Below are 26,094 nucleotides of genomic sequence, written 5' to 3'. Positions count from 1 at the left end.
GGTGATCATTTATACGCCGCGTGGTGCAACAGTCAGCCACCACGAAAAACGGCGGTGAATTTGTACAGGGAGTATGTGGGTCAGCATCTCCAGCGCCATATCAGTGTCATGTAACGGGAACGTACCGGTAACGGCCAGCGCCTCTACGGCGGGATCACATCCCAGATAACCGTTTCTATACGCAGAGAGGCGTGTGATGAATTCTCTAAGCGGAATATTTTCGGCCTGCAAAAGTCCACGTGGCCATACTGGTTCAGGCTTGCTCAGCGCCGTGACAGGTTCAAACGCATCCTGCCGGAAAGTCACCCCATGACCTGCTGTGATAATCAGCTTATCGGCGGTGGCGGCCGGTGAGACTTCCACTGCGCCCTGATAGACGTGCAGCACCGTGCCTTCGTTGAGCATATGCACGCTAAATCGTGTGCCGAGTGCGCGCATTTTTCCTTGAGCCGTAGTCACCGTCAGCGAACGCTGGGGATCGGCTGCGGTTTCAATCATGACGCGGCCTTTAAGTAACTGTAACGCCCGCTGTTTCGTGGAATAGTTGACGTTCAGCGCACTGTCCGTATCGAGCCAGATGCGGGAACCGTCATTTAGCGTGAACTGCGTGATTGCGCCGTGCGGGCCGTGATAATCAGCACGCCATGCCAGTACCTGATTACGCAATGGGGTATGACGCCATGTGCTCCAGCCGATCAGCGAACCGACCGAAATCCATGCTGCCATTTTCAGCACCTGACGGCGCCCGGCATTATGTTGAGCATGAGTTAATGCTGTCAGGGCCGCTGTTTTGCGGGCATCGCTCTCGCACAGTGGCGTAAAACGCTGACTAATTTTTAGCACATACTGCCAAGCAAGCCGGTTTTCTGAATTTTCATTCAGCCAGTGCTGGAATGCATTGGGGCTGGCTTGCGATGCGGGGATATCTTGTAGCTCGGCGTACCATTTTGCAGCCTGTTGAAGCGCGATAAAACCGGGTTTATTCGTCATGTTGCTTTGCTCAGTTCACCTATATCGCGCCGAAATGCTCAACTTCTAAGACCAGACAGTGCAGCATGGCTTGAGCCATATACTTCTTCACCATGCGCACTGATACGCAGAGTTCGACGGCAATCTCCGGGTAAGTCAGCCCGCGGATTTGCGACATCACGAATGCTGTTCGGACTTTAACTGGCAGCGCACGTAGCATCGTATCCACCTGAAATAAGGTTTCGAGTACGACTGCGCAATGTTCTGCCGAGACTGCCACAGGCTTTGGCTGAGCGTTTAATGTCTCAAGCCATAGGCGTTCAATTTCTTTTCTACGCCATAAATCAATACACATTCCCTGAGCCATAGCGCCAAGATAGGCACGCGCGCCGGCCAGACTGTCAAAGTTTCGCGGTTTTAACAGCAGCCGTAGAAAAACATCTTGTGCGAGATCGGCGGCATCGCTGGCATTTCCAAGGCGTCGTCTGAGTATTTTTTGTAGCCAGTTGTGATGTTCTGAGAAGATCAGCACAATGTTTTCAGCCGAACCAAAACAAGGAGATGACATTTCGTTCTAACCACCAGCGATGCGTAAATTATGAAATATATAGACATATAAATTTACATGAGAATGATTTTCATTTCAATATGTATCAGGGGGTCATATGCCATTCGTGAAATATGAAGACGGACTTTTTACTAAAAATGAATCACGAAAAACCCTGTATACGCCAATGATATTCTCACTGGCGTTGTGTCTTTTGGTGATGGTTATTAATCTTTTCAGCTTTCCGAAAAAAGAAATCGGACATTCCTGGATGGAGAACTCCGGCTGGGTTGTGGATACCGTTCAGTGGTTGATACTTAATTTTATCTTATGGAGTTTTAACCGTTTGACAGTTAAAGCCAGCCTGCGAAGATGGATTAACCTGGGCCTTTATATCTGGATAATGTCAGCAGCATTTGATGTGATGGATGAGTTTATCCATCAACCTCTGTGGGTGGGATATTATATTGAGGATGTGTCCAGACTGGCAGGAATGCTCTGCGTTTCGATTGGCATCTACTTTATTGTGCAGTACGTGAATGATAAATATGCCGATGTCAGTATAGATTCTTATCGTGATGAATTGACGCATTTGCCTAACCGACGTTATTTCAGAAATATTCTTCTGGAATTAGACAATACAAATATTTATGTTTTTATCATCGATATCGACTTCTTTAAAAACATCAATGACAAATACGGGCATGACATCGGTGATGAAGTTCTTCGGGCATTCGGAGATCTACTGAGCAGCCTGTATGACGGCAATGTCACCGCCTCCAGAATCGGGGGCGAAGAGTTTGCGGTTATCTTGCAATTGCCCTCAACACAGGACGCCAGTGTCGTGGCGGAAAAAATATTATCCCGAACGCGGGACTTGGTTATCCATGGGGAGATACGGTTCACCGTCAGTATCGGAGCCGGTCACAAAAAAGAAGACGAGACTGTTGAGAACTTACTCAAGCGTGTTGAAGTCGCCCTTTATGAAGCGAAATGTGGGGGGAAGAATAGAATCGAATGGTCTACAGCATAATTGCTCAGATTCTAGTCTCAGGACCAGATCAACATTATTTCCAACTTCATTTAGCGATAAATAATATCTAGTAAATGAAAACTTAAGTCATTTCGTGGCAGATCAGTTGCATCTTTGATACCCGTAGTTCTACCACATAATATTATGGTTGCCAGCAGCCCCAGTAGTTCTGTTATGTCCCAATACCGGGTATTATTTTGCAGCAGTATAAGCCAGACTATATGCTCATCTGGAGTAATCGAGATCTTCCTAAAATGGAAATCTTCCACGTGTACGTCGCAGGTATGCGAAAATTCTCAACCCCTTCAAAATTCAATTTTTTTGGTTAGGAGCCACAAAAAATCCGATCATCTATTAACCATCAAATTACACTCCTTTTAACAACGCCATATACATACCTATGCAAAAAATTGACGAGCAAATAACTAAAAGTGAAAGAATAAGTAAGCAGATACGAAACATATTTTTCTCGAAAAGGAAGGTTCGCTCCATGCCCAGAAAATCACATCCTTTGGCAAAGCCCCGAATCCCTTGGTAGTTGAAATTATGATGAACTGAGATTAAAAATCCGCCTCAAGTTAGAGGCGGTTAATGATACGACCAAGGGGTTTTCCAAATGTGACTACATGAGGGTAAATAATCACGCAAGCAATTATAAGCACTGTATGAAAACACACAATATAAATTTAAGTCTTTGTGCAAAAACTACTGTAAAACCTTTTTTTTACGGCTCAATCGTTAAAAATCGATATTTTTTATTGATTACCAATAGCTTGGGCATGGAGAGGTATGCCTGCAAATCGTTTAGGCTGGGACTAAATGTCGTTTCTGGGAGTAATGAATCTTACAAGATGTGTATTCATTGAATAGTGAATTTTTCCTAGTGGGTCTTTTCTTGCCTCCCGAACGGTCAACTATCTATATTTAGGTGTTGGAAAGTAACCACATTAGAAGACTAAATGGTGTCGATTGAAGAGTATGCTGAAATGTGCATGATTTTTGGGGGACGTTGTGCTTGGACTGCGTGGTAGCGGGTACGCCATCAGTAGGGAGAATCTAATCATCGTTTTTGCCAAATTGAAAAAAGTGAGTAAAAACCAAAGGGAATCAATATGCTATCAGTCAATTATCAACCAATTGAGTGATAGCTAATAAAGACTCCTCAAGCATGAAAAACACCACTAAGGATCGGTTATTTATTAATGCATGGCATATTTGCTCACATCCTGAAGAATTGAAATTTTCAACAGACAGAAAAAAAATCCTGCAATAGCAGGCGAAAATATCATATCAAAATTTAGTTACTAGGTAGGAGTGATACTCCTGAATTTATTTTAGTATAAGATTAAGTTCTCATGGTGTTTAGTAACTAATAAAAGAGCCCCTGGTATCGGAGCGGCTTTTAAGTATTATTGTAGCGCTTTTCATAGCAACAATTTTAGACTTGGTTCAGAACTATGAGAAGTAATCTTGATTAAACCGAATATTAAGGGGCAGAAATTTCTGCTTATTCAATTTCACAGTATTATTTTCTTGCGAGTATTTTTATCGTCAGGGTTGAATAAAAAACTGACGTTGCTGTTTCATAACAGAGCTTGGTGTAACGCCAAACGCTTTACGGAATGCATGGCTGAAATGTGAGAAATCAGAGAATCCGTAGTCAAGTGCAGCCTCAGATACGCTGCAAACATGCCCATTTTCAAGTGCTTCTCGGCTGGCCTGAAGCCGTTCCTGCCAAATAACCGCTGCTGGTGTTTTCTGGTGACGCGCAAAAGTCCTTGTCACCGTTCGTACTGACACATGATGAGCGAGAGCAATATTCTCCACGCTGAGTTCAAGATTAGTAAGGTTCCTACTGATATAGTTTCTCATTCTTGCGTATAAATCGCGTTCTACAGACACGGTGTTGTGATCCTGAAGCTCCAGACTCAGCATAAGTAGATCTAACATCGTTTGTGAAAAGCGGCTGGCCACATCCGGATTGCTTACCAATAGAGGTGTTTGAGCTGCCTGGTGAATCATCTCACGCAGCGGAACAATACCCGGACGGGTATCATCAAGAACTGTTGCGGTCAGGCTATCACTCGCAGGCACTTTTCCTGCAAGCAGGTGCCGGGGGATTCTTATCAGGTGGTTATTTTTACCCCCAATGCTGAAGCGAAAGGTCTGCGCCGCATCATAAAGAACAAGATCATTTGAAGCCAGGCAGGCCTTTCGTCCCCCCTGTTCCAGCTGCCCGTAGCCACCCTGGATATAACCGAGCCACAAGTCATCGTCCGGTCCCGTTCTCAGATGTCGTGATTTTCGCTCCCAATGGTGAAGTGTTGAAGTGAGAGTACACACATCTACAAGACCCACTTCACGCACGTTAAGTTCACCGTCAAACCTGCAGTCAGCGAGTGGTTTACCATCGGAAGGAATGCAGTGACGAAGAATAACATCATTCCAATACTCGAAACGGTGATGCGCTGAAACATGTTCGGTGGAGTAGCGTATTTCCCGGGAAATGGAATGGCTGTTCACGGCAACACCTCTTATCAGAATGAATTATTTCAAACTGAAAGCAATATTTGCGCCATGAGCGTTTTGCGAGAGATTTCCTAAATAATGGATATCTTTAGATACGATAAACGGAATGAAACGCACTATTAACGGGCAGTGCCGCACTGTTTTATTTCATCATCAGTCAAACGACTCAAAAAATATCACACGTGTCCTTCCAAGCCAGACGATTGTCCGGTTGAAACAGGTCTCCGGCTGATTTCTCCTTAGTATCAGTGGTGGGTTAACCCATCGCTGAAACTATTTATCCAGGAGTCTTTATGGAATCTGCCATTGATGAACATCTGCAATGCCCCCGTTCGCTTTCACGCCGGGTACATGACGATTATCAGCCGCCGTTCCCGATGTTCGCTGGTCGATCTGGGGATGATCTGACACAGGTCGTTATGGCCTATCTGGGCGTGCAGTTTCGAGAAGAAAATCGTCAAGATGCTGTCCGGGCAATGCAGCACATGGTGTCGACTTTCAACCTAAGTGATGGGCCAGGCAATCATGACATCTCTTTCCATACCGACAATCAGGGCTACGGTAATTTTATCGTAGTGGGTTACTGGCGGGATCCGGCTAATTACTGCCGCTGGCTCCGTCAGCCCGAGATCGAACAATGGTGGTCTTCTGATGAGCGCCTGCTGGATAATGTCGGTTACTTCCGTGAAATTATAGCCCCGCGGGCTGAACAGTTTGAAACGCTGTATGCCTTTAAAGAAGACCTGCCGGGTGTCGGGGCAGTAATGGGCAGTATTAGCGGCGAGATCCAGGAACATGGCTACTGGGGTTCCGTACGTGACCGTATTCCGGCCTCCCAGAATGACTGGCTTCAGCCTGATGAAGAACTGCGCATTATTTCTGGCGATCCTGATGCCGGCGGGAGAGTTGTAGTGCAGGGGCATGACAACATTACGCTAATCCGTTCAGGGCAGGATTGGATGGAAGCGGATGCAGATGAACGTCAGCTTTACTTCACAGAGATGCTTCCTCCTTTGCAGGCTGGTATGGATTTTCTTCGGGATGAAGGTCACATGCTCGGCTGTTATAGCAACCGGTTCGTTCGCAACGTAGATATCGACGGAAATCTGCTGGATATTGCCTACGATATTGGCTTCTGGCGCTCACTTGACCGGCTTGAGCGCTGGGCAGAATCACACCCCACTCATCTTCGCATCTTCACTACATTTTTCCGGGTGGTGACGGGTTTGCAGAAACTGCGACTTTACCACGAGGTTTCTGTTTCAGACGCTCGCTTTCAAACCTTCGAGTACATCAACTGCCATCCTATGACCGGGATGCTACGTGATGCTCAGCGCTAAACCACACGACTATAACTCATCCATCCAACTTTCTCCGGGGATTACTCCATGCACGCATTGCGCTTTTTCCTGCCTCTCATATTGATTGGGTCTGCTCCAGTCCTCGCCGTTGAAGTCGCACCTGGCGATTATAGCCAATTTCCCGACGGTACAACGGTGGGGCTGCTTTATTATCAGCATGCCTCAACCGGTTCAGCGCACTCGCGTGGTGAAAAAGTCAGTTCTGATTATAACCTGACTTCTGATATTGGCATGTTGCGTCTGCTTCATACCGTACAAATTTCTGAGACAGCAACGCTGGATCCGCAGTTTCTATTGCCCTTCGGGAGGATATCTGGCGGCGGTGATGCGGCTTCTCTTGGCTCAGCCAGTGGGACCAGTGATCTGATCCTTACCGTGCCTTTAAAAATCAAACTCAACGCAGGGGGGGACATTTTTGGCTTCGCCCCTTATCTCTATGTGCCCAGCGGCAGCTATGACCATAACGATTCACTAAGTCTGGGCGAGAACCGCTGGAAGGTCGACCTGCAGGCGGCTTGGGTGAAATATTTCACTGAAAAGTGGGCGCTGGATATGGTCGGTGATGCCATTTGGTACGGTGACAATAACGATTATGGGCCCGGCACATCTCGCCTTCAGCAGGATAATGCATGGGCAGCACAGATTATGGGGCGCTATATGCCAGACCCTACACTGGCGTTGGGTCTGGGTTTTGGTCAGACCTGGGGGGGAGAAACCACGATTGACGGTGTTAAGCAAAATAACCAGTCACAAACCACCAACGTCCGTATCACAGCAACAAAATTTGCCACACCTCGTGATCAATTCCAGATACAGCTGGGCAGGGACCTGCGCGTTGAAAACGGTGCTGAAGAAAATTTCAGGCTAAATCTTCGCTACGCACGCGTTTTCTGAGGCTGTCCTTCCTAACAACGTATCTGTCCGTCTAAGACAGGTAACCGCTGTGCCGGTGCGATATGTTCAGGTCAGGATTGAGTCAGTCAATTTTTTTAGCTAAGGAATAAATATGCCTATTGAACGTCCGAATATCAGTCAATTGCAACAGCTTGCAGGCGAGCTTCATTTGCAGATTTCTGAGAGCGAAGCGGCAGAATATCTTGCTCTCATGCAACCAAACCTCGATGCCTACGACTTGATTGATGGCCTGAGTGATGAGGTCCCCACGGTGAAATATCCGCGTGAAAAAGGATACCGCCCGGAGGGCGAAGAAAACTCGCTGAATGCCTGGTACTACAAAAGTGAAGTGCAAGGCGCACAACAAGGCGTGCTGGTCGGGAAGACCGTGGTGCTTAAAGACAATATCTCCCTGGCAGAAGTCCCAATGATGAACGGTGCATCTTCACTGGAGGGGCATGTACCAGCTTTCGATGCCACTGTTGTAACCCGTCTTCTTGATGCCGGCGCCACCATTCTGGGTAAAGCCACCTGTGAACATTTTTGCCTCTCAGGGGGAAGTCATACTTCAGAACCTGCTCCGGTACATAATCCGTGGCGCAAGGGACACAGCGCAGGCGGTTCTTCATCGGGTAGTGCAGCGCTGGTGGCTGCCGGGGAAGTTGATATGGCGATAGGCTGTGACCAAGGGGGCTCGATTCGTATTCCATCTGCATTTTGTGGCACATATGGCATGAAACCCACCCACGGACTCGTCCCCTACACTGGCATTATGCCGATTGAAGCCACCATCGATCATGCCGGGCCCATTACCGCTAATGTGAAGGACAATGCACTGATGTTGGAGGTGATGGCCGGACCTGACGGTCTTGATCCAAGGCAGTACATCTCCCGGGGCGGAAGCTATATCGCTGAGCTCGATAAAGGGGTCCGCGGGCTGAAAATCGGTGTGGTAACGGAAGGGTTCCAGTTGCCTAATCTCCAGCCTCAGCTTGCAGAAAAGGTCCGTAATGCTATTGCACGGCTGGAAAGTCTGGGAGCGCTCGTCGGGGAAGTCTCTGTGCCCGGTCACCAGCTTGCCGCCGCACTGTGGTCGCCGATTGGTTGCGAAGGACTCACTATGCAGATGATGCATGGCAACGGAATGGGGTTTAACTGGGAAGGGCTCTACGATGTCCCTCTGCTGGACAAACATGCGGGATGGCGTGACAGCGCTGACACGCTTTCTCCTTCTCTCAAAATCTGCATGCTCATAGGCCAGTTTGGCCTGAAACATTATAACGGCCGTTATTACGCGAAGGCACAGAATCTGGCCCGCCGAGCACGTGCAGACTATGACCGCGCGTTCGATGATTTCGATTTACTGGTCATGCCGACCGTTCCGGTGACGGCTCCGCCACTGCCACAACCGAACTGCTCACTTACGGAATATATCTCCAAAGCATTCGAAATGATTGGTAACACGGCCGCGCTGGACGTGACGGGCCATCCAGCAATGTCGGTGCCCTGTGGGTTGGTTGACGGATTACCGGTAGGCATGATGCTGATTGGGCGGCACTACGCTGAAAGCACTATCTATCAGGCCGCCGCCGCGTTTGAAGCAAGCGGTAACTGGCAGGAAATGTAACTGCTATTCATCGATAGGTTCAGAGTTATACCGGCGGACTTAAATCCCGGCAGTAACATTAAATTTATGGAGAAATATCATGGCACACAACCACGACCACGACCATACCGAACCACCTGAGGAAATTGCGCTTCGTGTTAAAGCACTCGAGTCCCTGTTAACGGAAAAGGGACTGATAGATCCAGCTGCGCTAGATGAGCTTATTGACACCTATGAACATCGAATTGGCCCTCGGAACGGTGCACTTGTTGTGGCAAAAGCCTGGAGCGATCTTGATTACAAAGCCCGTCTTCTTACAGATGGTACCGGTGCAATTGCTGAACTAGGTTTTTCAGGCGTGCAGGGGGAAGACATGATGGTTGTTGAAAATACCCCTGAGGTTCACAACGTGACGGTTTGCACACTTTGCTCCTGCTACCCTTGGCCAACACTCGGTCTTCCGCCCGCTTGGTACAAATCAGCACCCTACAGATCGCGAATTGTCCTTGAACCGCGAAGCGTGCTGGCTGAATTTGGTCTTAACATCAGTGAGGACAGAGAAATTCGGGTGTGGGACAGCAGCGCTGAGTTGCGTTATCTGGTTCTGCCAGAAAGGCCAGCTGGCACTGAGGGATGGAGTGAAGAGCAACTTGTCGCGTTGGTAACCCGTGATGCAATGATTGGTACGGGCGTGGCACTTCAGCCGGGCGATTAGCAACATAGAGCATTTCTTTCAACTTTCTTATGGAGAATCCGATGAACGGGATACATGACATGGGCGGTATGCATGGTATGGGCGCCGTCATTACTGAAGAAAATGAACCTCCCTTCCATCATGAATGGGAGCGGCGCACCTTTTCGCTTTTTGCCTCTTTGTTTGTTGGTGGTCATTTCAATGTTGATATGTTCCGGCACGCCATTGAACGCATGCCCCCAGTACACTATCTCGAAGAGAGCTACTACGAACATTGGATGCATGCTTTCGAGACGCTTTTGATTGAAAGAGGAGTGATTACCGCTAATGAGCTTTCAGGTGCGGTTAAGCCACTCCCAGTCCCGCCGGAAACACCTGTACTGCGACAGGGTATGGTGCAGGCAGTTGTCAGTACCGGAGGGGGCGCGCGGGTTGAAATTGATCTGCCTGCAAGCTTTAGTCCAGGCGACCGCGTAAGAGCAAAAAATATCAATCCTGCTGGGCATACCCGTCTGCCACGATATGTTCGAGGTAAGGTCGGTACGATTGTGATTGACCATGGAGTATTTATTACTCCGGATACGGCAGCACACGACCAGGGTGATCATCCTCAGCACGTTTACAGCGTGAGTTTTGACGCGACCGAATTATGGGGTAGTGAAGCGCCGCGTAAAGATACGGTGCGAATCGACCTATGGGACGACTATCTGGAGGCATCATGAGTAAAGAAATCGGATCAGCTCCTGCTGCTGAGAGTGCCCCCTTTGAGCATCCGTGGCAGGCGCAGGTTTTTTCATTGATTGTTTACCTTCATCAGGCCGGAAACTTCAGTTGGAAAGAGTGGGTTGATGTTTTTAGCGAGGAAATAAAAGCCAGTCCATTGCGGAAGGGAGAAAGCATCAACGATGCCTATTACCGGCAGTGGGTCTCAGCAGCAGAAAAAATGTTTATCTCACTGAAACTGGCAGTTAAGGATGATGTTATCCGGCGAACCGATGAATGGCGTCAGGCTTATCTTAACACCCCACACGGGATGCCAGTTGTACTTACCAGCGCGACCTGCATGCCGGCACATAATCACCACCACCTGGCACTTCGTACCCCTGTGGCAGTGAGCCCAGCATCAATCTGTCTTAAACCCTAAAGACTATCTAGAGTCAGATATAAGGAAAAAAAATGGAGCAGACATTAAATGAGATTCAAGTCGAGCATGAGCCCATCCCGCTTAATGCAATATTGCCGTGGATTGCATTTATCACGCTGATTGTGATGCTGTGCGTCTATTTTATCGGTGCAGAGCAGGGGGCAACGGCTGTTTTCTCTGGTAATCAGGTACACGAATACTTCCATGATGCCCGACATCTACTGGGATTTCCCTGCCACTGAGGATAAGACAATGACGGGAAAACTTCTTTTAAATGGAATGATAGCCGGGATACTCGCTGGCATTATCGCTTTCAGTTTTGCCCACGTCTTCGGTGAGCCGCAGGTTGATCGCGCGATATCATTTGAAGAAAAAATCTCTCACAAGCCACTGACTGTGGAGGGCAGTCATCATCACGTGGAAGAAGCTGATGAGCAAGTATTTAGCCGCAAGACCCAGTCCGGTGTAGGGTTACTGAGCGGGATGATCCTATTCAGCGCAGCTATGGGGGGTGCTCTGGCACTGGTATGGTCGCTGTGCTGGCAGCGAACTGGGCCGCGCAGCGCGAGAGCGTTGGCTCTGTCTTTGTCGTTGGCTGGGTTTCTGATAATGAGCATGATGCCTGGGCTCAAATACCCTCCAAATCCCCCCGCCGTGGGAGATCCATCAACGATTGGTTATCGGACTGCACTCTATTTTAGCATGTTGTTGGTTTCCATCTTGATTGTCGTGACTGCTGCGTGGAGCGCCCATTATCTCAGATCGCGGCTAGGTGGCTGGAACGCCACGCTGTGCGGAGGCCTGGTGGGACTGACGATGCTGACTGTCGCCTGTGTTTTGATGCCCACAGTCAATGAGATCCCGGAGGTCTTTTCCGCGGATCTACTGTGGCGTTTTCGCCTAAGTGCTTTCAGCACTCAGCTGGCGATGTGGTGCGTAATAGGATTGTTGTTTGGTGCCTTTGCCGAGAGGGCGATGAACAAACCTGGGCATCGTTATCAGGCGGAAAGGTGCTGATTTCATGACCTGTGTTATGCAGCTGATTTGCCAGGGGGAAACCTTGGCAAACAGGAACTCACGGTTCCCCTTTGATGACCCACTGACGGAAGTCTCCCAGAAACAGGCTCAAGAGCTAAAGGGATGCTTTGGGCCATTCAGTAAAACCTGGACAGCTCCGGATCAGGCGGCGCGTCAAACTTCGCGCGAGTTAGGCTTTCTTAGCGAGTCTGTTTTGGAACTTGCTGAGGCAGGATATGGAAGATGGAAAGGGGTCTCGATTAAGAAAGTTATAGAACAGGATTATGATACGTTTCAGTGCTGGCTTTCGGGGGAGGCTCCGCCGGAAGGGGAAAAAATTGCACAAGTTATGGCGCGAACTGGGATATGGCTATCGCGCAGAGTCTCGGACCGAGGGATACATTGTGCCGTTGCATCCTCAACTGTTATTCGGGCGATAGTTATTCAAGTACTTGATGCACCCGCTAGTTCTCTTCAACATATTGATATTTCGCCATTAAGCACAACGCTGCTGCGAAGTGATGGTAAACGATGGCATGTGGTGAGCCTGGGAAATAATTAGAAACCTTATATCTTGAAGATGGCATAAACTGAATTTGTAGGTCTGGCAAAGCTCATGCAGCACGTGCGAACCCCAGGGCATTAAGCCCGCATGCAAGCGTCCCGCGCATGAGCTGAGTCACTCATCACTAGCCCGTACAGTTGAATGAAAACAAATTCGTATCGTAAGGAGGGGCACCATGAGTCAGCCAAATCAACACTGCATAGGTATCGATATTGCTAAGCTGTCGCTGGACATTGCAGGCACCGGAGAGTTCACATCATTTACCACCAATAATGATGACGACGGATTCACGATAATCCTGAAGGCGCTGCAAGAAGTGAAGATCTCGTTGATACTGATGGAAGCGACCGGAGGATTGGAGGCATCAGTAGCATGTATCTTACAAACCGCGGGTTATGAAGTGGTTGTTATTAATCCTCGTCAGGCCAGGGATTTTGCCCGCTCAATGGGATATTTGGCGAAAACGGATAAGCTTGATGCCACCATGCTGGCACAACTCGCCCAGGTCATCGATCGCCATCCTGACCGCAGCCGGTATATCCGTGCGCTGCCGGACGAAGCGCGCGCCGTACTCACCGCCATAGTTGTCCGTCGTCGCCAATTGAATAACATGCTGGTAGCCGAGCGTAATCGTCGCTATCCCTCTCATCCACAAAGTCGTAAGAGCATCAATAACATTATTGATGCGCTTGAAAACGAGCTAGACCGCATCAATGAAGAGATGAAGCAACACGTAAAAGTATTTTTCATGGAACAGGCCGAGTTGATTGGGAGCGTAAAAGGCGTTGGTGAAGTCACTGTCGCGTGTCTGATTGCTGAACTGCCGGAGCTGGGGAAACTCAACCGACGGGAGATTAGCGCACTGACCGGCGTTGCCCCCCTGAACCGAGATTCAGGAAAAATGCGAGGTAGACGAACCACGTTTGGTGGCAGAGCCGGAGTCCGGGCAACGCTTTACATGGCGGCTCTTGTGGCTACACAGTTTAATCCCGCCATTAAAATGTTCTATCAACGCCTGCTTACCGCCGGAAAACCCAAAAAGCTCGCACTGGTAGCCTGCATGCGCAAACTCATCACCATTTTAAATTCAATGATCAGGAAAGGAGAAAAATGGGATGCCTCGTTAATATAAAAAATCTATTTATTACAATATTCAACATCAGGATTAAACATCAAATTCACTGTAAGTGTGCTTGACGATTACCCTATTGAATAATAAATGGATGCAGTTAGTAAAGTCCGCTATGTGCCAGATATAGTCATTCGAACCCTGAGGGTTACACTTTTAAGTGATTCAGGGTATGCGCTTACTGGTTACGAATATTGTGCCAGAATCATGTGATCTGATGATTGCCGCTTTGCTTTCGAGCCAGTAAGTGCTCCACGTTCGCTAACGAATACTCAGGGCATGCAGATAAACTGCGGACTATATTTCTTTCGAAGGGCGGCAATGCCTCCAATTGGTTGAATTTGATGTATAATGTCCGCTTTTGAGGTTCCCTCATGGCCAGCGTAAAGTTCATTGTCCCCGTTGCAATTCAGCTCAGGTTTACCGCCATGGTCAGAACCCCTATGGACATGACCGCTTCCGTTGCCGTGACTGCCACCGTGTGTTCCAGCTCACTTATTCTTATGAGGCCCGTAAGCCGGGCGTGAAAGAACAGATCGTTGAGATGTCTTTCAACGGGGCGGGGGTCCGTGATTCCGCCAGAACACTGAAAGTCGGTATCAATACCGTCATACGCGCATTAAAAAACTCGCACCGAAACAGGTGACATCTTCGCCAGTTGCTCATGCCGATATTGCCCTGATCTGCGAACTGGATGAACAATGGAGCTTTGTTGGCAGCAAGGCCCGACAGCACTGGCTCTGGTATGCATACAATACAAAAACGGGCGGTGTTCTGGCTTATACCTTTGGCCCCCGAACCGATGAAACATGCCGTGAACTGCTTGCATTGCTCGCCCCTTTTACCATCGGCATGATAACCAGCGACAGCTGGGGTAGTTATGCCAGAGAAGTGCCGAAGGATAAGCATCTGACCGGGAAGATTTTTACGCAGCGTATAGAGCGTAACAACCTGACGCTGCGTACCCGTATCAAACGACTGGCGCGGAAAACGATTTGCTTCTCGCGCTCAATCGAACTCCACGAAAAAGTTATCGGTGCCTTCATCGAAAAACACATGTTCTACTAATTGGAGGCATTACCCCTTAATGATGAGACTGCATGGCGGACATCTTAACTTAGCCCAAAGGGGGTGCGGACATTAGCGCTTTGGAGTAACAGGGCCGGTGCGGCCAAGGGGTGTTATGGTAAATTAGCTATGGAATCAATCAAAAAAAACAATATTAATGGGGCGCTGTTTTTATGCATATGCAACTTGAATTATCGTGATCCTTTATTATAATTAATGTGTTATAGGGGGAGAAATCCTATACTAAACTAATATGGAGATTATTTTAAATTATGAAAAATCATACTCTTAGTGCTAATGATCAGGCAACAGCCTGGCTACGCGGCTTAAAAAAAAATTCAAGTCAGAATGTTTTTTTATTAAACTCATCCGACTCATCGATTATGAATCCTTCTGGAGCGGTCGCAACGCAAGAATATATATCTTCTTATAATGAAGCCTTGGCATCATCACCGGTTGACGCCAACGCCCCACAGAGTATTTTTGATGGAATTCAAACCATTATAAACATGTGCCGAGCCAGTTCTAACTATAACCCTCTAGATCCCGAAGGTAATGGTAATAAGGCAAACTACATAGCATTCACCCAAGCTATAGCAAGCGTACCTTTTATGACTTTGGCGAACTCAAAAACACAAAATATAATACAAAAAAGTCATAGTGCTGACGATCTTATTGATTCTTTTGTTAGTGCTTTTGATGGATTAGCGGAGGGTGATATTTCTGAAATAAAAAAATCAGTTTCTAGTTTGGTTAAAGCAGCACTAAGTTATGCAAATGAAACTGAAACTGAATCTAATTTCGCGCAAAGCATTTTGCAAACAAGTGATGATTTAGTTACAATTTCACTGTATTCAAGTAATTTTACCATTTCATCTACAAATGATAAAGGGGTTATATCATACCAATCGCAATATACCTTGAATGGAGCTCAGTATACCTTGTCAGAAACAGACTGGGATGCATCTAGATATGCTTTTGCCAACCAAGAGAAAATATCTCTGGAAAATTGGTTGGGTAGTATGAATACAAAAGAAAAGAGTGGAAGTACAGTGAAAGCTTTGTGTCTAAAATAATGAAGATAGTAGCCTCCAGCCTAGCCGGGGGCTAATTACTGCACATTTTAGGGGGCTGTTTTGAGATAGAGAATGGTTGCACGGTAAGCCTGTTATTGAACAGGCTTACCGTGCAATAGGGTGTGATGTACTCCCGCGTTATATGGCGTTTTCAGTGCTTTGAGCTTAGTCGGATAACCTAAATGCGATACCGCAAGAGCGATAACTTAAAATCGATAAATACTTACTTAAAATCAATATTTTACTAATTTGCATTGGTTTAATAATGCGCTTAACGTACAAAAATTTCCGTTCTCCAAACTGCCCCCTGTCTGAAGTTCATAACTGACTTCTCTTCTAACAAACTGATTGAGTAAAACTAGTCTGTGGATCATAGGATAGAGTCAATCAGATGCTGCTCTGCGGATTGTGGATACGTATGTTCACAATTATCGAGCGGCGATAAACGGCAAGAAATCGCTGAAATCCGACGAGAACTGCCGCCTGAAACCATCTTCCTATGACAACAGGACATGACCCCATTATATTTATGACAGAGTATATTCTCGTCGATAAGAGAAAAAGGAGATAATAATGTGTACACGCGTTGTTTGGCCGGCTGCGAATGGTGCCGTTATTGTAGGCCGCAATATGGACTTCCATAAAGATTTGATGACAAACCTATGGATGCAACCACGGGGGATTACCCGAAATGATGGCGTAAATGGCGACCTAACCTGGACCTCCCGTTACGGAAGCGTGGTGGCTACTGCGTTCGATCTTATCTCCGTGGATGGTATGAATGAAGCCGGGCTGGCAGGTCATATATTATGGCTCGCGGAATCCGACTACGGTGCTCCAGACTCTTCCCGCACGCAGCTTAGCCAGGCGGCCTGGTTGCAATATTTTCTCGATAATTTTTCATCTGTCGCTGAGGCGGTTGACTGGATAGAGAAGTCTGGGGTACAGGTTGTGCAAATGGACGACCCCACTGGCGGAAACCCTCCGGCTATCCACCTCGCATTGGATGATGCCAAAGGTGACTCATGCATCATTGAATACAGCTCCGGTCAGCCAGTGGTTTATCACAGCCGGGAATATCGCGTGATGACGAACTCACCCACCTACGATCAGCAACTGGCTCTGGCACGCACTTTCAGTGGGTTGGGTGGAGAACAGCCGTTGCCGGGTTCTACACAGGCCAGCGATCGCTTTGCCAGAGCCAGTTACTACGTAAGTCGCCTAAGTCAGCCTGCATCACAAATTGAAGCTATCGCTGCAATGTTCAGCGTGATGCGCAACGCAGCCCAGCCTTTCCGTATCCCAGACCCGGGCAAACCTGATGCTTCGCAAACTCTGTGGCAGGTAGTGATGGATTTAACCCAGCGTCGCTATGTCTTTGAGTCAACAACGCGACCCAATATCGTGTGGGTTAATTTTGACGAGCTTGATTTCTCCAGTTCATCCCCGCAGGCCAAACTGAATCTGGTGAATGACCTTACCCTGGAGAATGGGATTGCCGGGAACGTGAGCAGCCATTTTCAACAAGGTGAAGACCTAAAATTGCTGACATTGGATATGATGAAACAGGGACATTAAATAGCCTTAAGCCGTTCGATGGTAGTGATGGTAATTTGTTGATTGCATGCTGCCAATGATGACTACAGAGTGGATAAGCTAACTGAATTGAAGGTCCGCTCCATGCTGTGAGTTCAACCGATGGATGCAACACACTGATTGAACCGCTCTGCGGGTGATTCATAGTCTAGCGTTTTTCTCGGCCTCTCGTTGAGCTGTCTGGCAACACTGTTTAGTCTTTGCTGGCTGTGAACTGATAAGTCAGTTCCTTTTGGAAAATACTGTCTGAGCAATCTGTTCGTATTTTCATTTGAGCCGCGTTGCCAGGGAGATTGAGGATCACAGAAATAAACCTGAATGTCTGTGGCCACAGTAAATCGGGTGTGGTTGGTCATTTCAGACCCCCGATCCCATGTTAGTGTTTTATAAAGCTCAACGGGTAATTCCCGGGCTTGTTTGATGAGTGCAGATATAACCGTTATGGTGTTGTTGTCTCTGATTTTAGCCAGCATAACAAAGCGGGAATGGCGTTCTACGAGAGTGACAATATAGGAGTTTTTCGAGCCCTGGATCAGGTCGCCTTCCCAGTGGCCGGGTATGGCTCTGTCTGCAACATCAGATGGTCTTTCGCTGATGGGTATCGCATCCGGAATTGAACCTAATCCTTTCCCTTTCAGCGATGACGTTCTGGATCTACGCACTGCTCTTCCGCTTCTGAGGCATTGCTGCAGTTCTTTTTTTAACGCTCCCCGGGTTTGTATAAAAAGCGTTTTATAAATCGTTTCGTGTGACACCTGCATTTCCTGATTATCCGGATGACAGCGTTTCAGCCAACCGGCGATTTGTTCCGGCGACCAGTCCTGATGCATCTTCTCTGCAATGATTTTACACAATGCCGGGCATTCAATTAGCTTACAAGGTTTTGGTCTCAGAGCACTGTCCCACGCGTCCTTATCCGCTTTTACAGCACGGTAATGCTTTGCACCTCCATGCCTTTTAATCTCGCGGCTAATCAATCGTCGAGGGAGCTCTTGATAATCCGTCAGCGATGTCCCTGATGCTACGTTTTGCTACGAGCCCTCTGGATATCTCCTCTCTTTCATCAAGTGAAAGAGCCAGTCGGTGCCGCTTTCGAACAGGAGGACGATACCCACCAGTCTGGTGGATAGTCGGCATAATAGAAGAATGAAATCTGTCGAACATTCTGGCGATATCATGCAGGGAGTCACCGTGCTTATATCTGTCCCAGATAAGCGCCTTTTGTTCTGGCGTATAGTGAATGCGAGTTCTTCGTTTCATGGCAACGTCCCCCTTCTTTAAGGATAGCGTTGCATCGACCAGTTGAACTCACAGCCAGAAGCGGACATTACACTTTCAATTCACTCAGGCGGTGAGCTGAAGTACTCTTAGGGAAAACTTAACTTCCCGCACCCTGCTGAAGAGACTCTGCATGCTAAACGGACTGAATCACATAACAATCGCCGTAAGTGATGTTTCAAGAAGTTTTGATTTTTACGTTAATACTCTTGGTTTTATACCTAAGGCCAGATGGACCAGTGGCGCTTACCTTTGTCTGGGAAATCTGTGGTTATGTCTTTCTGCTGATACAGTGACTACCGGGGAAGATTACACTCACTACGCATTTAGCATCCTAAGCGAAGATTTCGATGTGTATGCCAATTACCTAAAATCATCGGGTGTTACAGAGTGGAAAATAAACAAGAGCGAAGGAAAATCTATCTACTTTTTGGATCCGGATGGACACAAGCTGGAAGTTCATGACGGAGATTTGGATAGCCGCCTCAGGGCCTGTATAAATCATCCTTATGAAAAAATGGAGTTTTTCTAGCTCTTTGAAGGGCGCCCAACGATGATGTTTGGATAAAACTGAGTAAACGGCATAGGTCAGTCGAGACTCTAACGAAGCGCTTCAGCTTCCGGTGCATTTTTTAAAGTCAACATCCGTGTGTCGCTCAAGGCCACCTGGGGTGATAGTAATAATCGGCTGCGTGCCAGGAGCGGACATGGTCAATACCACTATTTGCTAATGAATGGGAAGTAGGCAAGAATAGATTGTATAAATATTCTTTATCTTGAAAATAATATCCCCTCCATAAAAGAATAGGTGAATATGAATATTAAAATAACTCATGAAGTTACTAGCAACGACACTGAAGAACTTTTAGCTGGCCTAAGAGACTATAACTCTCAATTTATTGAAACAGGATCACGCAAACCACTTGGCATTTTTTGCAGAAATGATGCTGGGGTATTGATCGGCGGCCTAATAGCGAGTAGGAAAGGCTTATGGTTATGCATTGATTACCTATGGGTCAGCGATGATGCGAGAGGTAAAGGATTAGGTGGGATTATGATAAAAAAAGCCGAACAGGAGGCGGTAAAAATAGGATGTAATCATGCGCTTGTAGATACATTCAGTTTTCAAGCTGCCCCATTCTATGAAAAGCAAGGCTATGTTCTGCAGATGTCATTAAAGGATTGTCCAAAAGTTGGTATGCAGAGGCACTATTTGACTAAGGAGAACCTTATTTAATTTGCTCCTCATTGAACCGAATCCGATTATTTACGTCTGACCCACTCCCTGTTAACGAATACACGGCTATGTAAGTAAAATCGCCACGTGCCGTGAAAAATACAAACGTCCGCTTCACGCCCTGAGACATTCGACAAGCTTTTTATGGCTTCAGTAAGGGCGAGTGTCGCGCTTCGAGAGCCAGCAAATACTTCGCTTCATCGTACTGGGTTCTGGTCTTCCAGCAGCGGTAAATGATCCTTATCCATTTGAAGGCAAGAGCCCGGATTGCAGACTGGTGAGATTTTCCTTTTTCTCGCAGTCCCTGATAATATAGTCTGGCCAAGTATGATGAGTTAATCGTCTTCGCAGCCCATTCGACAAAGGTCTGCCTGACGAACTTGGCACATTGCCATCGCCAGTGAACCCATGATTTCTGGCCACTTCGTTCGGTCACCGGTGCAATACCTGCATAGTTTTGAATTTCTTCAGCGCTGTTAAACCGGTCACGGTTATCACCAAGTGCAGCAAGCATCCGTGGGCCCATACACGGCCCCATGCCCGGAAGTGATTTGAACAGCCCCGCATCTGGCAATGTGTCAAACAGCGTTTCGATTCGTTCGTCATATGTTTTGATGATTTCACTCACGACTTTAATTTGTGTCGCCAGTGCTGTTGCCATCAAAGCATTAGCCTCTATAACACTCGGGTCTGTCGTCAATGGGATCGCATTATCAATACTCGCAACACGTTGCTCGGTAAGGGCCATTGCGCGGCCACCTCTGGCATTCAGAAAATTTCGGGTCGTGTCGCGCCTGGCTCGTTTCAGTTGTTGCAGACTGGGCCACCGGATAATCAACTCACACAACAGTAAGCTACCCCGATGTGAGAACCACTCCAGTGGCTGAGGATAATACTGTTAAAGCGTGTTGATGAGCCGATTCACAAAGCGGCGTTTGTCTTCAACCAACTGACGACGTTGCTCAACCAGTTGCTGAAGTAAGCGAATATCCGCATTGTCGGGTTCAATAGCTTTTATCTTTTGGGGATAACGTAGCATTAACTCTAATGCCAGCTCTGCATCCTGCGGGTCATCTTTAGCGCCGCTGGGCGAGAAGGCTTGCCGGTAACGAGCCAGGGACAAAGCGTGGACGGGGAAAAAGGTGATAAAGGGATATTTTTGAAGAGCATATACCACGGGGCCCTTCTTCAGCTCGAGAGCTATGGCGATTCTGCCTTTTACTTTCTGGTGTAACTCAGTAAGCCAGTCATCAAGCGCTTCTGCTGTATGTTCAATCACATCGAATACGCGTTCACCGTTTTTAAACTGAACACAGACATCGTGTTTTTTATCCGCCCAGTCCAGACCAACGTGCGCAGCAAATTGATTAGTCACAGTCATCACCAACTCCTTTTTATCGGGGATTGGTATGCATTCCACGCTCTTCGAAAGAAATATAGCCAGCAGTTTATCTGCATGCCCTGAGTATTCGTTAGCGAACGTGGAGCACCTACTGGCTCGAAAGAAAAGCGGCGATCATCACGTGATTCTCGCTCAATATTCGTAACCAGCAAGCGCATACCCTGAATCACTTAATAGTGTAATTCTCAGGGTGCGAATGACTATACATCGCTCAGGCTGTGTGAAAACTGTTTTTATCGCTTAAACTGCCAAAAATAGGGCTGAAAAATGCGCTCATACGTAAAATTTGCCTCAGCTAACCAGTCGAGCAATTCCAGATTTTGCGTAAATGCGCGCACTTCAGTTTTAGGTCACGGTTTTCACACGGCCTGCGCTCCAAGCGGACATGGCCATTGCCATTGCCATGGAAATGAATGGTCAGCAGAGAAGTAAATGCACAGCATATTTTTGATTAAAAACATTAAGGACAACATACTGGTAACATCTGAGCCTAAATCAGGAAAGGAAATATGTATTATGACTTCACATTACCTTGTTGTAGGTGGAACCGGGATGTTATCAGGAGTAGTTAAAGAATTGATTAAACGTGGAAATGTCGTTTCCATTGTATCTCGCGGAGACGAAAAATTCCGCAAACTGATTGAGGTTTTAGGCACAAAAAATCTTCATCATCTATCGTGTGATTATCACGACATTGAGAATCTTAAGATCCAATTAAAAAATCATACTGAAAATATCGGATTTTTCGATTTTTCTTTATGCTGGGTGCATGAGCCATCAGAAATGAATGTCTGTTCGGTCGCTGTTGAATTCACAAAGAATTCACTTTGGCATATTGTTGGAAGTTCTTTAGCCGATCCGTCAAAGCCAGAGGGAATTAGTCATAGATTATCTTTTTTCCGTAAAAATCATCCTAACATTGAATACAGAGTAATCATATTAGGCTTTGTTATAGATAGTAGATTGAATTTCAATAAATCAAGATGGTTATCCAATCTTGAAATATCTGATGGTATCAACGTTGCGTTAAAGAATGATATAACGGTCAATATCATAGGCACCACAGTTCCTTGGTCTCTTCGACCTGGTTTCTGAACCGACTTAATTGCTTAGTTCGCTCCTCGCTCACAGAGGACTATCATGGTTTTTACCAATAACTAATCTCGGTCTCAGCCACGCACAAGACAGTTGCTTGTATCTTCAAACATTAGTACATAAGAACTGTTATTTATCATTAAGACCGGAATTGAAATTAGATAATAAACAACAAATTATAAGTAATTTTAACATCCACCAGAATACCCCATCCCCGTTCTAATCTTCCGCATTAGGTAACCACACACACTTAGTGTTTAGGGTCATAAAGTATCTCCCGATGAGCGATTACTCCATCCACAGAAAGAAACTTCCACATGAGTGGAACTGATTATCGATTCCAATGGCATAAGCTATCAAATCACAGATTTTCCAAAAAAAGCCTTACATAACAATCTGATTCCATTCCTTTGAATCTCCGATAGAAATAACAATTTTTCACCATGAAATTATTTAATTGTAGTGATGTTTTATTTAGTCAAACATACTGACATACTCGCGCTATTAAATTGTTCATAAACAAATAGTGGGCTATTTAATTTTCTTTTTATATCACTACAACAAGATAAGAGTGTGACAATGAACTTCCTGAAAAACTTTACTATTCGCCGAGTGGTTCTTTGGATCCTACTCACGGCAATGGGGTTAATCACCGTGACTGGAGGCTATGCCGCGTTTGTGGTCCATGACATGCATAGATATTTTGATCAGAGCTTTGCCCTGACGCATCAAGTGATTTTCCTGGCACATGCCGAAGATGTCTTACACAACGGAACTGCTGCTCAAAAGGTTGCGCTACAAAATGAGGTTCCAAGTGGATTTGAGTGGGCAAGCTATAAACAACATCTTTCTGATTCATCGTTGTCATCTGAAAATGCTTCGGGTTCACACCTTTCATTGTTAACCAAGCAGATAGATGCTGCTCAACTACAGGTAGCTGATGAGTTGCATCAGTTGAATGCTGTTCTCTTTTTGGCTGTCTCATTTACCATATTATTGGTGATTTTTTGCGATCGTTACCTGGTCGTTCACCTGGTTCGCCCCGTCTCCCTGATCAGAGGACATTTTCATGATATTGGTAAGGGGGATCTCACACGTGAACCAATAGAGCAAGGACGAAACTGCATAGGCCAAATGGTGCCACTTTTACGAGAAATGCAACAAAGTCTGCAAAAGACGGTTCGTGCTATCACTGTTAACTCCAATGCTCTCTATAAGGAGGCAAGTGAAATCGCCGAAGGGAATACGGATCTTGCAAACCGTACAACACAGCAGGCTGCCGCTTTGGAAGAGACTGCAGTGAGTATGGAGGAGTTTTCGTCGACTGTAAGGCACAATGCTGACAATGCATGTCAGGCACGCAATCTTGCTTTAATAACTGCCACAGTAACGGATAAAGCAAGTGTTCTTGTTGAAAGACTGACCGTAACAATGAGCCGAATTTCCGAAGAAGCAGAACAGATACGTCGCTTTACCTCTACAATCAATAGCATTGCCTTTCAGACAAACATCCTTGCTCTAAACGCAGCGGTGGAAGCGGCTCGGGCAGGAGAGCAAGGACGGGGCTTTGCAGTGGTAGCTACAGAAGTACGTTCGCTTGCTCAGCGTAGTGCCTCTGCTGCCCAGGAAATTGAAACACTAATAAGTACTACTTTCGAATTTGTTCGAGAGGGAGCTGAGGTAGCCGGCGGTGCAGGAAGTGCAATGTCCGAGGTAAAAGAAAATGTCAATAGCGTTAATGAACTTATTGGACTAATCGCTTTGTCTTCTAATGAACAGAGTAAAGGTATTTCACAGGTGACGCTTTCGGTCGCAGAACTGGACCGAGTAACTCAACAGAATGCAGCCCTTGTTAAGAAAGTGACTCTTTCAGCTGGAAATCTTCACGCCAGAACCGAGAAGCTGCGTGAAGTCGTCAGTAGTTTCGTTCTTCCTACATCTAATTCTAATATTAAATAATTTATCAAAGTATTAATTCTGCATTCTGCGCAAACAGCATTATTTCACTTTTGCTGTTTGCATGAAATTGAGTCAACCTTTATAAGTCTAGGGGTCGTTATCTGGAGGTAGCCAGTGAAAAAAAATAAACTTCTGCTCAGAAGTACTTATGACATAAATCTGTCTTATTTAATTTTTGCACAGAATGCTTTATATAAAGATATAATAGCTGGAATGTCTGAATTGAACATTAACCGAGCAACCGCGGAAGTTATACTTGGTTTGACCTTACCTCAAATGCTAAAATTGTCTGAGGCTAATCAGATAATCAGCCAAGTTAGTTTTGATAAGCAAAAAATAATGATGTATATGCAGGACTCCACACTGTACAAGTTTGAAGAGGAAAATTTGGGAACTGTATTGAACAATAGGATATTAAAAAATATCGAAAAATCGGAAGAGTGAACATCTTGCTTTGAGACATACATTGCTGCTTCACTAAAAATTTTTCATCAGGACTCAAATGCAATCATTTTTGATGTATACTCTTGGACATTCATTAGAAGGAATAACTGGGGTAATTTAAAGATTATGTCAAGCGGCAGGTTCTTAGGGAAGTATATTTTACTCCCATTTATCCCTAAATGTACGGCATCGAGATCACAGGTTTCCGATGACAACATGTGTGCCAATTATTCCCATTGTCACACGCAACTACCATAGCCTCTTCGGATATCAACCCGTGTCAATTAATGGATTATAAAACACTCAAAAATCTGTAAAGAGGGGGCGAATTCAACGGCAGATACTAATTCCGCCCTTACACTCCAGTGATATTACAAGTATGCGCTGTAATTGTAGATGCTTAAATCTACTCCGTGAGGGCTCATGGATGCGTTCTCTTTTATATATATTTTAAACATGGACTCAATATTGAATGTCAATATCAAACACTATGAAGTCACTTTCTCCCTTTCGAATTCACGGCAAAGAATTGGTGCATAAGGATGATGAATACGGTTCCATTACCGTTATAGAAAAAAACAAGTACTTTATTTTAACTTTCGATATGATTTATGAGCAAAGTAAAATACTCAAAGCTTCACCCATGGTTCCAGTTCATCATTACATCAGAGCAATGCTTATGGCTCTCGCTTTTACTCCTGTCAACAAGGTGCTTGTTTTGGGGCTAGGAGGAGGCTGCTTGGTCCGAGCTGTTAACGCTTACAATAATGAAGCCGCTATGGATGTGGTCGAGCTTCGGGCTGCTGTGCTAAGTATTGGTTACGAGTATTTTTCGTTACCTGCAAATGCTCTAACCCATTATTATGTTCAGGATGCTAATCATTTCATTAATCATGAGAATAATTCTCTGTATGACCTTATATTTTCCGACCTTTATTCAGAGGATGAGATGTCTCCTTTGCAATCAAAAGGGAGTTTTTTAGTTTCATGCGCTGACCGACTTACACTTAACGGTTGGTTGGTAATGAATTATCATATTCGTCCTGATGCATCATCAGTCTTTTCTCATGCATTACACGAACTTTTTAAAACCGTTCTTTACTGCACAACACACAGTGGTAATGTAATAATTTATGCAAGCAAAATGGATTATCCATTACCGCTTTCAAAATATCAGGAGTTAGGTAATTCCATTGGTGAAATTCTAAATTGTGAGGTGAGATCATTAGCGGAGAAAATATCTTTTTGGCCAAAACATATTTAACAGATTTTAAAAAATATAATAAAATAAATTGTTGTATTCCAAGTAACATGTTTTGTAAAAAAAATCCAAAGTTTAAACTTTTTATATAAAAATCCTGAGGATTATAACTGAAAGACTGAGCATATCGTGCCTGGTGAGTAAGGAAGTACAAATTATAACCAAATTGATTAATAACATGATACACTAA

The 26,094-nt window shown here is 45.8% G+C and carries 23 protein-coding genes and 2 pseudogenes; 20 read left to right on the top strand and 5 right to left on the bottom strand.

All coding sequences use genetic code 11. The annotated features are described in order from the left end of the window. Positions 1-9: 9 nt before the first annotated feature. Positions 10-990 (bottom strand): FecR domain-containing protein, encoded by a 981-nt coding sequence (locus BV494_RS24215; protein WP_104925357.1) that lies wholly within the window; start codon positions 988-990, stop codon positions 10-12. 19 nt (positions 991-1,009) lie between these two features. Continuing rightward, on the bottom strand, positions 1,010-1,537 hold the full coding sequence (locus BV494_RS24210) for a sigma-70 family RNA polymerase sigma factor (protein WP_104925356.1): 528 nt from the start codon (positions 1,535-1,537) through the stop codon (positions 1,010-1,012). A gap of 97 nt (positions 1,538-1,634) precedes the next feature. On the opposite strand from BV494_RS24210, the gene BV494_RS24205 reads away from it, so the two are divergent. Further along, the gene (locus BV494_RS24205; protein WP_104925355.1) at positions 1,635-2,549 is read left to right on the top strand and encodes a GGDEF domain-containing protein; all 915 of its coding nucleotides are present in this window, start codon (positions 1,635-1,637) and stop codon (positions 2,547-2,549) included. A gap of 1,551 nt (positions 2,550-4,100) precedes the next feature. Here BV494_RS24205 and BV494_RS24200 read toward each other — a convergent pair. Beyond that, on the bottom strand, positions 4,101-5,072 hold the full coding sequence (locus tag BV494_RS24200; protein WP_104925354.1) for a helix-turn-helix domain-containing protein: 972 nt from the start codon (positions 5,070-5,072) through the stop codon (positions 4,101-4,103). Between the two features lie 299 nt (positions 5,073-5,371). On the opposite strand from BV494_RS24200, the gene oxdA reads away from it, so the two are divergent. The 13 genes from oxdA (at position 5,372) to BV494_RS24130 (ending at position 17,210) form a co-directional block, all read left to right on the top strand. After that, the gene (gene oxdA / locus BV494_RS24195; RefSeq protein ID WP_104925353.1) at positions 5,372-6,418 is read left to right on the top strand and encodes an aliphatic aldoxime dehydratase; all 1,047 of its coding nucleotides are present in this window, start codon (positions 5,372-5,374) and stop codon (positions 6,416-6,418) included. A gap of 48 nt (positions 6,419-6,466) precedes the next feature. Next, positions 6,467-7,333, top strand: coding sequence for a transporter (locus tag BV494_RS24190; protein ID WP_104925352.1), 867 nt, complete (start codon positions 6,467-6,469; stop codon positions 7,331-7,333). A 112-nt stretch (positions 7,334-7,445) separates the two neighbouring features. Then, complete coding sequence (locus BV494_RS24185) at positions 7,446-8,960, top strand: amidase (RefSeq protein ID WP_104925351.1); 1,515 nt, start codon at positions 7,446-7,448, stop codon at positions 8,958-8,960. Between the two features lie 79 nt (positions 8,961-9,039). Further along, the gene (gene nthA, locus BV494_RS24180) at positions 9,040-9,654 is read left to right on the top strand and encodes a nitrile hydratase subunit alpha (protein ID WP_104925350.1); all 615 of its coding nucleotides are present in this window, start codon (positions 9,040-9,042) and stop codon (positions 9,652-9,654) included. 41 nt (positions 9,655-9,695) lie between these two features. After that, positions 9,696-10,355 carry a nitrile hydratase subunit beta gene (nthB, locus tag BV494_RS24175; protein ID WP_104925349.1) on the top strand — a complete coding sequence of 220 codons (660 nt, stop codon included), beginning with the start codon at positions 9,696-9,698 and terminating at the stop codon, positions 10,353-10,355. Next, positions 10,352-10,777, top strand: coding sequence for a nitrile hydratase accessory protein (locus tag BV494_RS24170; RefSeq protein ID WP_104925348.1), 426 nt, complete (start codon positions 10,352-10,354; stop codon positions 10,775-10,777). Before nthB ends, BV494_RS24170 begins: the two co-directional genes overlap by 4 nt. A gap of 32 nt (positions 10,778-10,809) precedes the next feature. Continuing rightward, positions 10,810-11,019: a CbtB domain-containing protein gene (locus BV494_RS24165; protein WP_104925347.1), complete on the top strand. Its 210-nt coding sequence runs from the start codon at positions 10,810-10,812 to the stop codon at positions 11,017-11,019. A 10-nt stretch (positions 11,020-11,029) separates the two neighbouring features. Beyond that, a complete protein-coding gene (locus BV494_RS24160) occupies positions 11,030-11,794 on the top strand; it encodes a CbtA family protein (RefSeq protein WP_104925346.1) in 765 nt (254 codons plus the stop codon). Positions 11,795-11,798: 4 nt separating this feature from the next. Continuing rightward, entirely contained in the window at positions 11,799-12,356 is a 558-nt protein-coding gene (locus BV494_RS24155; protein WP_104925345.1) for a histidine phosphatase family protein, read from the top strand. 178 nt (positions 12,357-12,534) lie between these two features. After that, positions 12,535-13,491, top strand: a complete 957-nt coding sequence (locus tag BV494_RS24145; RefSeq protein ID WP_104925344.1) for an IS110 family RNA-guided transposase — start codon at positions 12,535-12,537, stop codon at positions 13,489-13,491. Positions 13,492-13,849: 358 nt separating this feature from the next. After that, positions 13,850-14,556 (top strand): IS1 family transposase gene (locus BV494_RS24140; RefSeq protein ID WP_104925343.1). Its coding sequence is split into 2 segments (ribosomal slippage): positions 13,850-14,105 and positions 14,105-14,556, totalling 708 coding nucleotides; the frame shifts between segments, so codons are not numbered across the junction. Between the two features lie 272 nt (positions 14,557-14,828). After that, positions 14,829-15,632, top strand: a complete 804-nt coding sequence (locus BV494_RS24135; RefSeq protein WP_104925342.1) for a hypothetical protein — start codon at positions 14,829-14,831, stop codon at positions 15,630-15,632. Positions 15,633-16,205: 573 nt separating this feature from the next. Beyond that, the gene (locus BV494_RS24130; RefSeq protein ID WP_104925341.1) at positions 16,206-17,210 is read left to right on the top strand and encodes a linear amide C-N hydrolase; all 1,005 of its coding nucleotides are present in this window, start codon (positions 16,206-16,208) and stop codon (positions 17,208-17,210) included. Between the two features lie 113 nt (positions 17,211-17,323). On the opposite strand, the pseudogene BV494_RS24125 reads toward BV494_RS24130, so the two are convergent. Next, positions 17,324-18,488 (bottom strand): annotated as a pseudogene (locus BV494_RS24125) (IS30 family transposase). Between the two features lie 151 nt (positions 18,489-18,639). On the opposite strand from BV494_RS24125, the gene fos reads away from it, so the two are divergent. Together fos and BV494_RS24115 are read left to right on the top strand one after the other, a co-directional pair. Then, complete coding sequence (gene fos / locus BV494_RS24120) at positions 18,640-19,038, top strand: fosfomycin resistance glutathione transferase (protein WP_104925340.1); 399 nt, start codon at positions 18,640-18,642, stop codon at positions 19,036-19,038. Positions 19,039-19,320: 282 nt separating this feature from the next. Continuing rightward, positions 19,321-19,743, top strand: coding sequence for a GNAT family N-acetyltransferase (locus BV494_RS24115; RefSeq protein WP_104925339.1), 423 nt, complete (start codon positions 19,321-19,323; stop codon positions 19,741-19,743). Between the two features lie 142 nt (positions 19,744-19,885). Here the strand turns inward: BV494_RS24115 and BV494_RS24110 are convergent. Beyond that, positions 19,886-21,124, bottom strand: a pseudogene (locus BV494_RS24110) (IS110 family RNA-guided transposase). A gap of 537 nt (positions 21,125-21,661) precedes the next feature. Here BV494_RS24110 and BV494_RS24105 point away from each other — a divergent pair. The 4 genes from BV494_RS24105 to BV494_RS24090 all read left to right on the top strand — a co-directional run bounded on the left by BV494_RS24105 (position 21,662) and on the right by BV494_RS24090 (position 25,907). Further along, positions 21,662-22,240, top strand: a complete 579-nt coding sequence (locus BV494_RS24105) for a Rossmann-fold NAD(P)-binding domain-containing protein (protein WP_192938235.1) — start codon at positions 21,662-21,664, stop codon at positions 22,238-22,240. A 579-nt stretch (positions 22,241-22,819) separates the two neighbouring features. Continuing rightward, entirely contained in the window at positions 22,820-24,199 is a 1,380-nt protein-coding gene (locus BV494_RS24100; protein WP_104925337.1) for a methyl-accepting chemotaxis protein, read from the top strand. Positions 24,200-24,313: 114 nt separating this feature from the next. Further along, a complete protein-coding gene (locus tag BV494_RS24095; protein WP_104925336.1) occupies positions 24,314-24,643 on the top strand; it encodes a flagellar transcriptional regulator FlhD in 330 nt (109 codons plus the stop codon). Positions 24,644-25,115: 472 nt separating this feature from the next. Beyond that, on the top strand, positions 25,116-25,907 hold the full coding sequence (locus tag BV494_RS24090) for a spermidine synthase (protein WP_104925335.1): 792 nt from the start codon (positions 25,116-25,118) through the stop codon (positions 25,905-25,907). Positions 25,908-26,094: the final 187 nt, after the last annotated feature.

The organism is Rahnella sikkimica (genome assembly GCF_002951615.1).
In the GTDB taxonomy this organism is placed as follows: Bacteria; Pseudomonadota; Gammaproteobacteria; order Enterobacterales; family Enterobacteriaceae; genus Rahnella; species Rahnella sikkimica.
The sequence above is the reverse complement of the archived record's forward strand: the minus strand, read 5'-3'. Positions and strand labels throughout refer to the sequence as shown.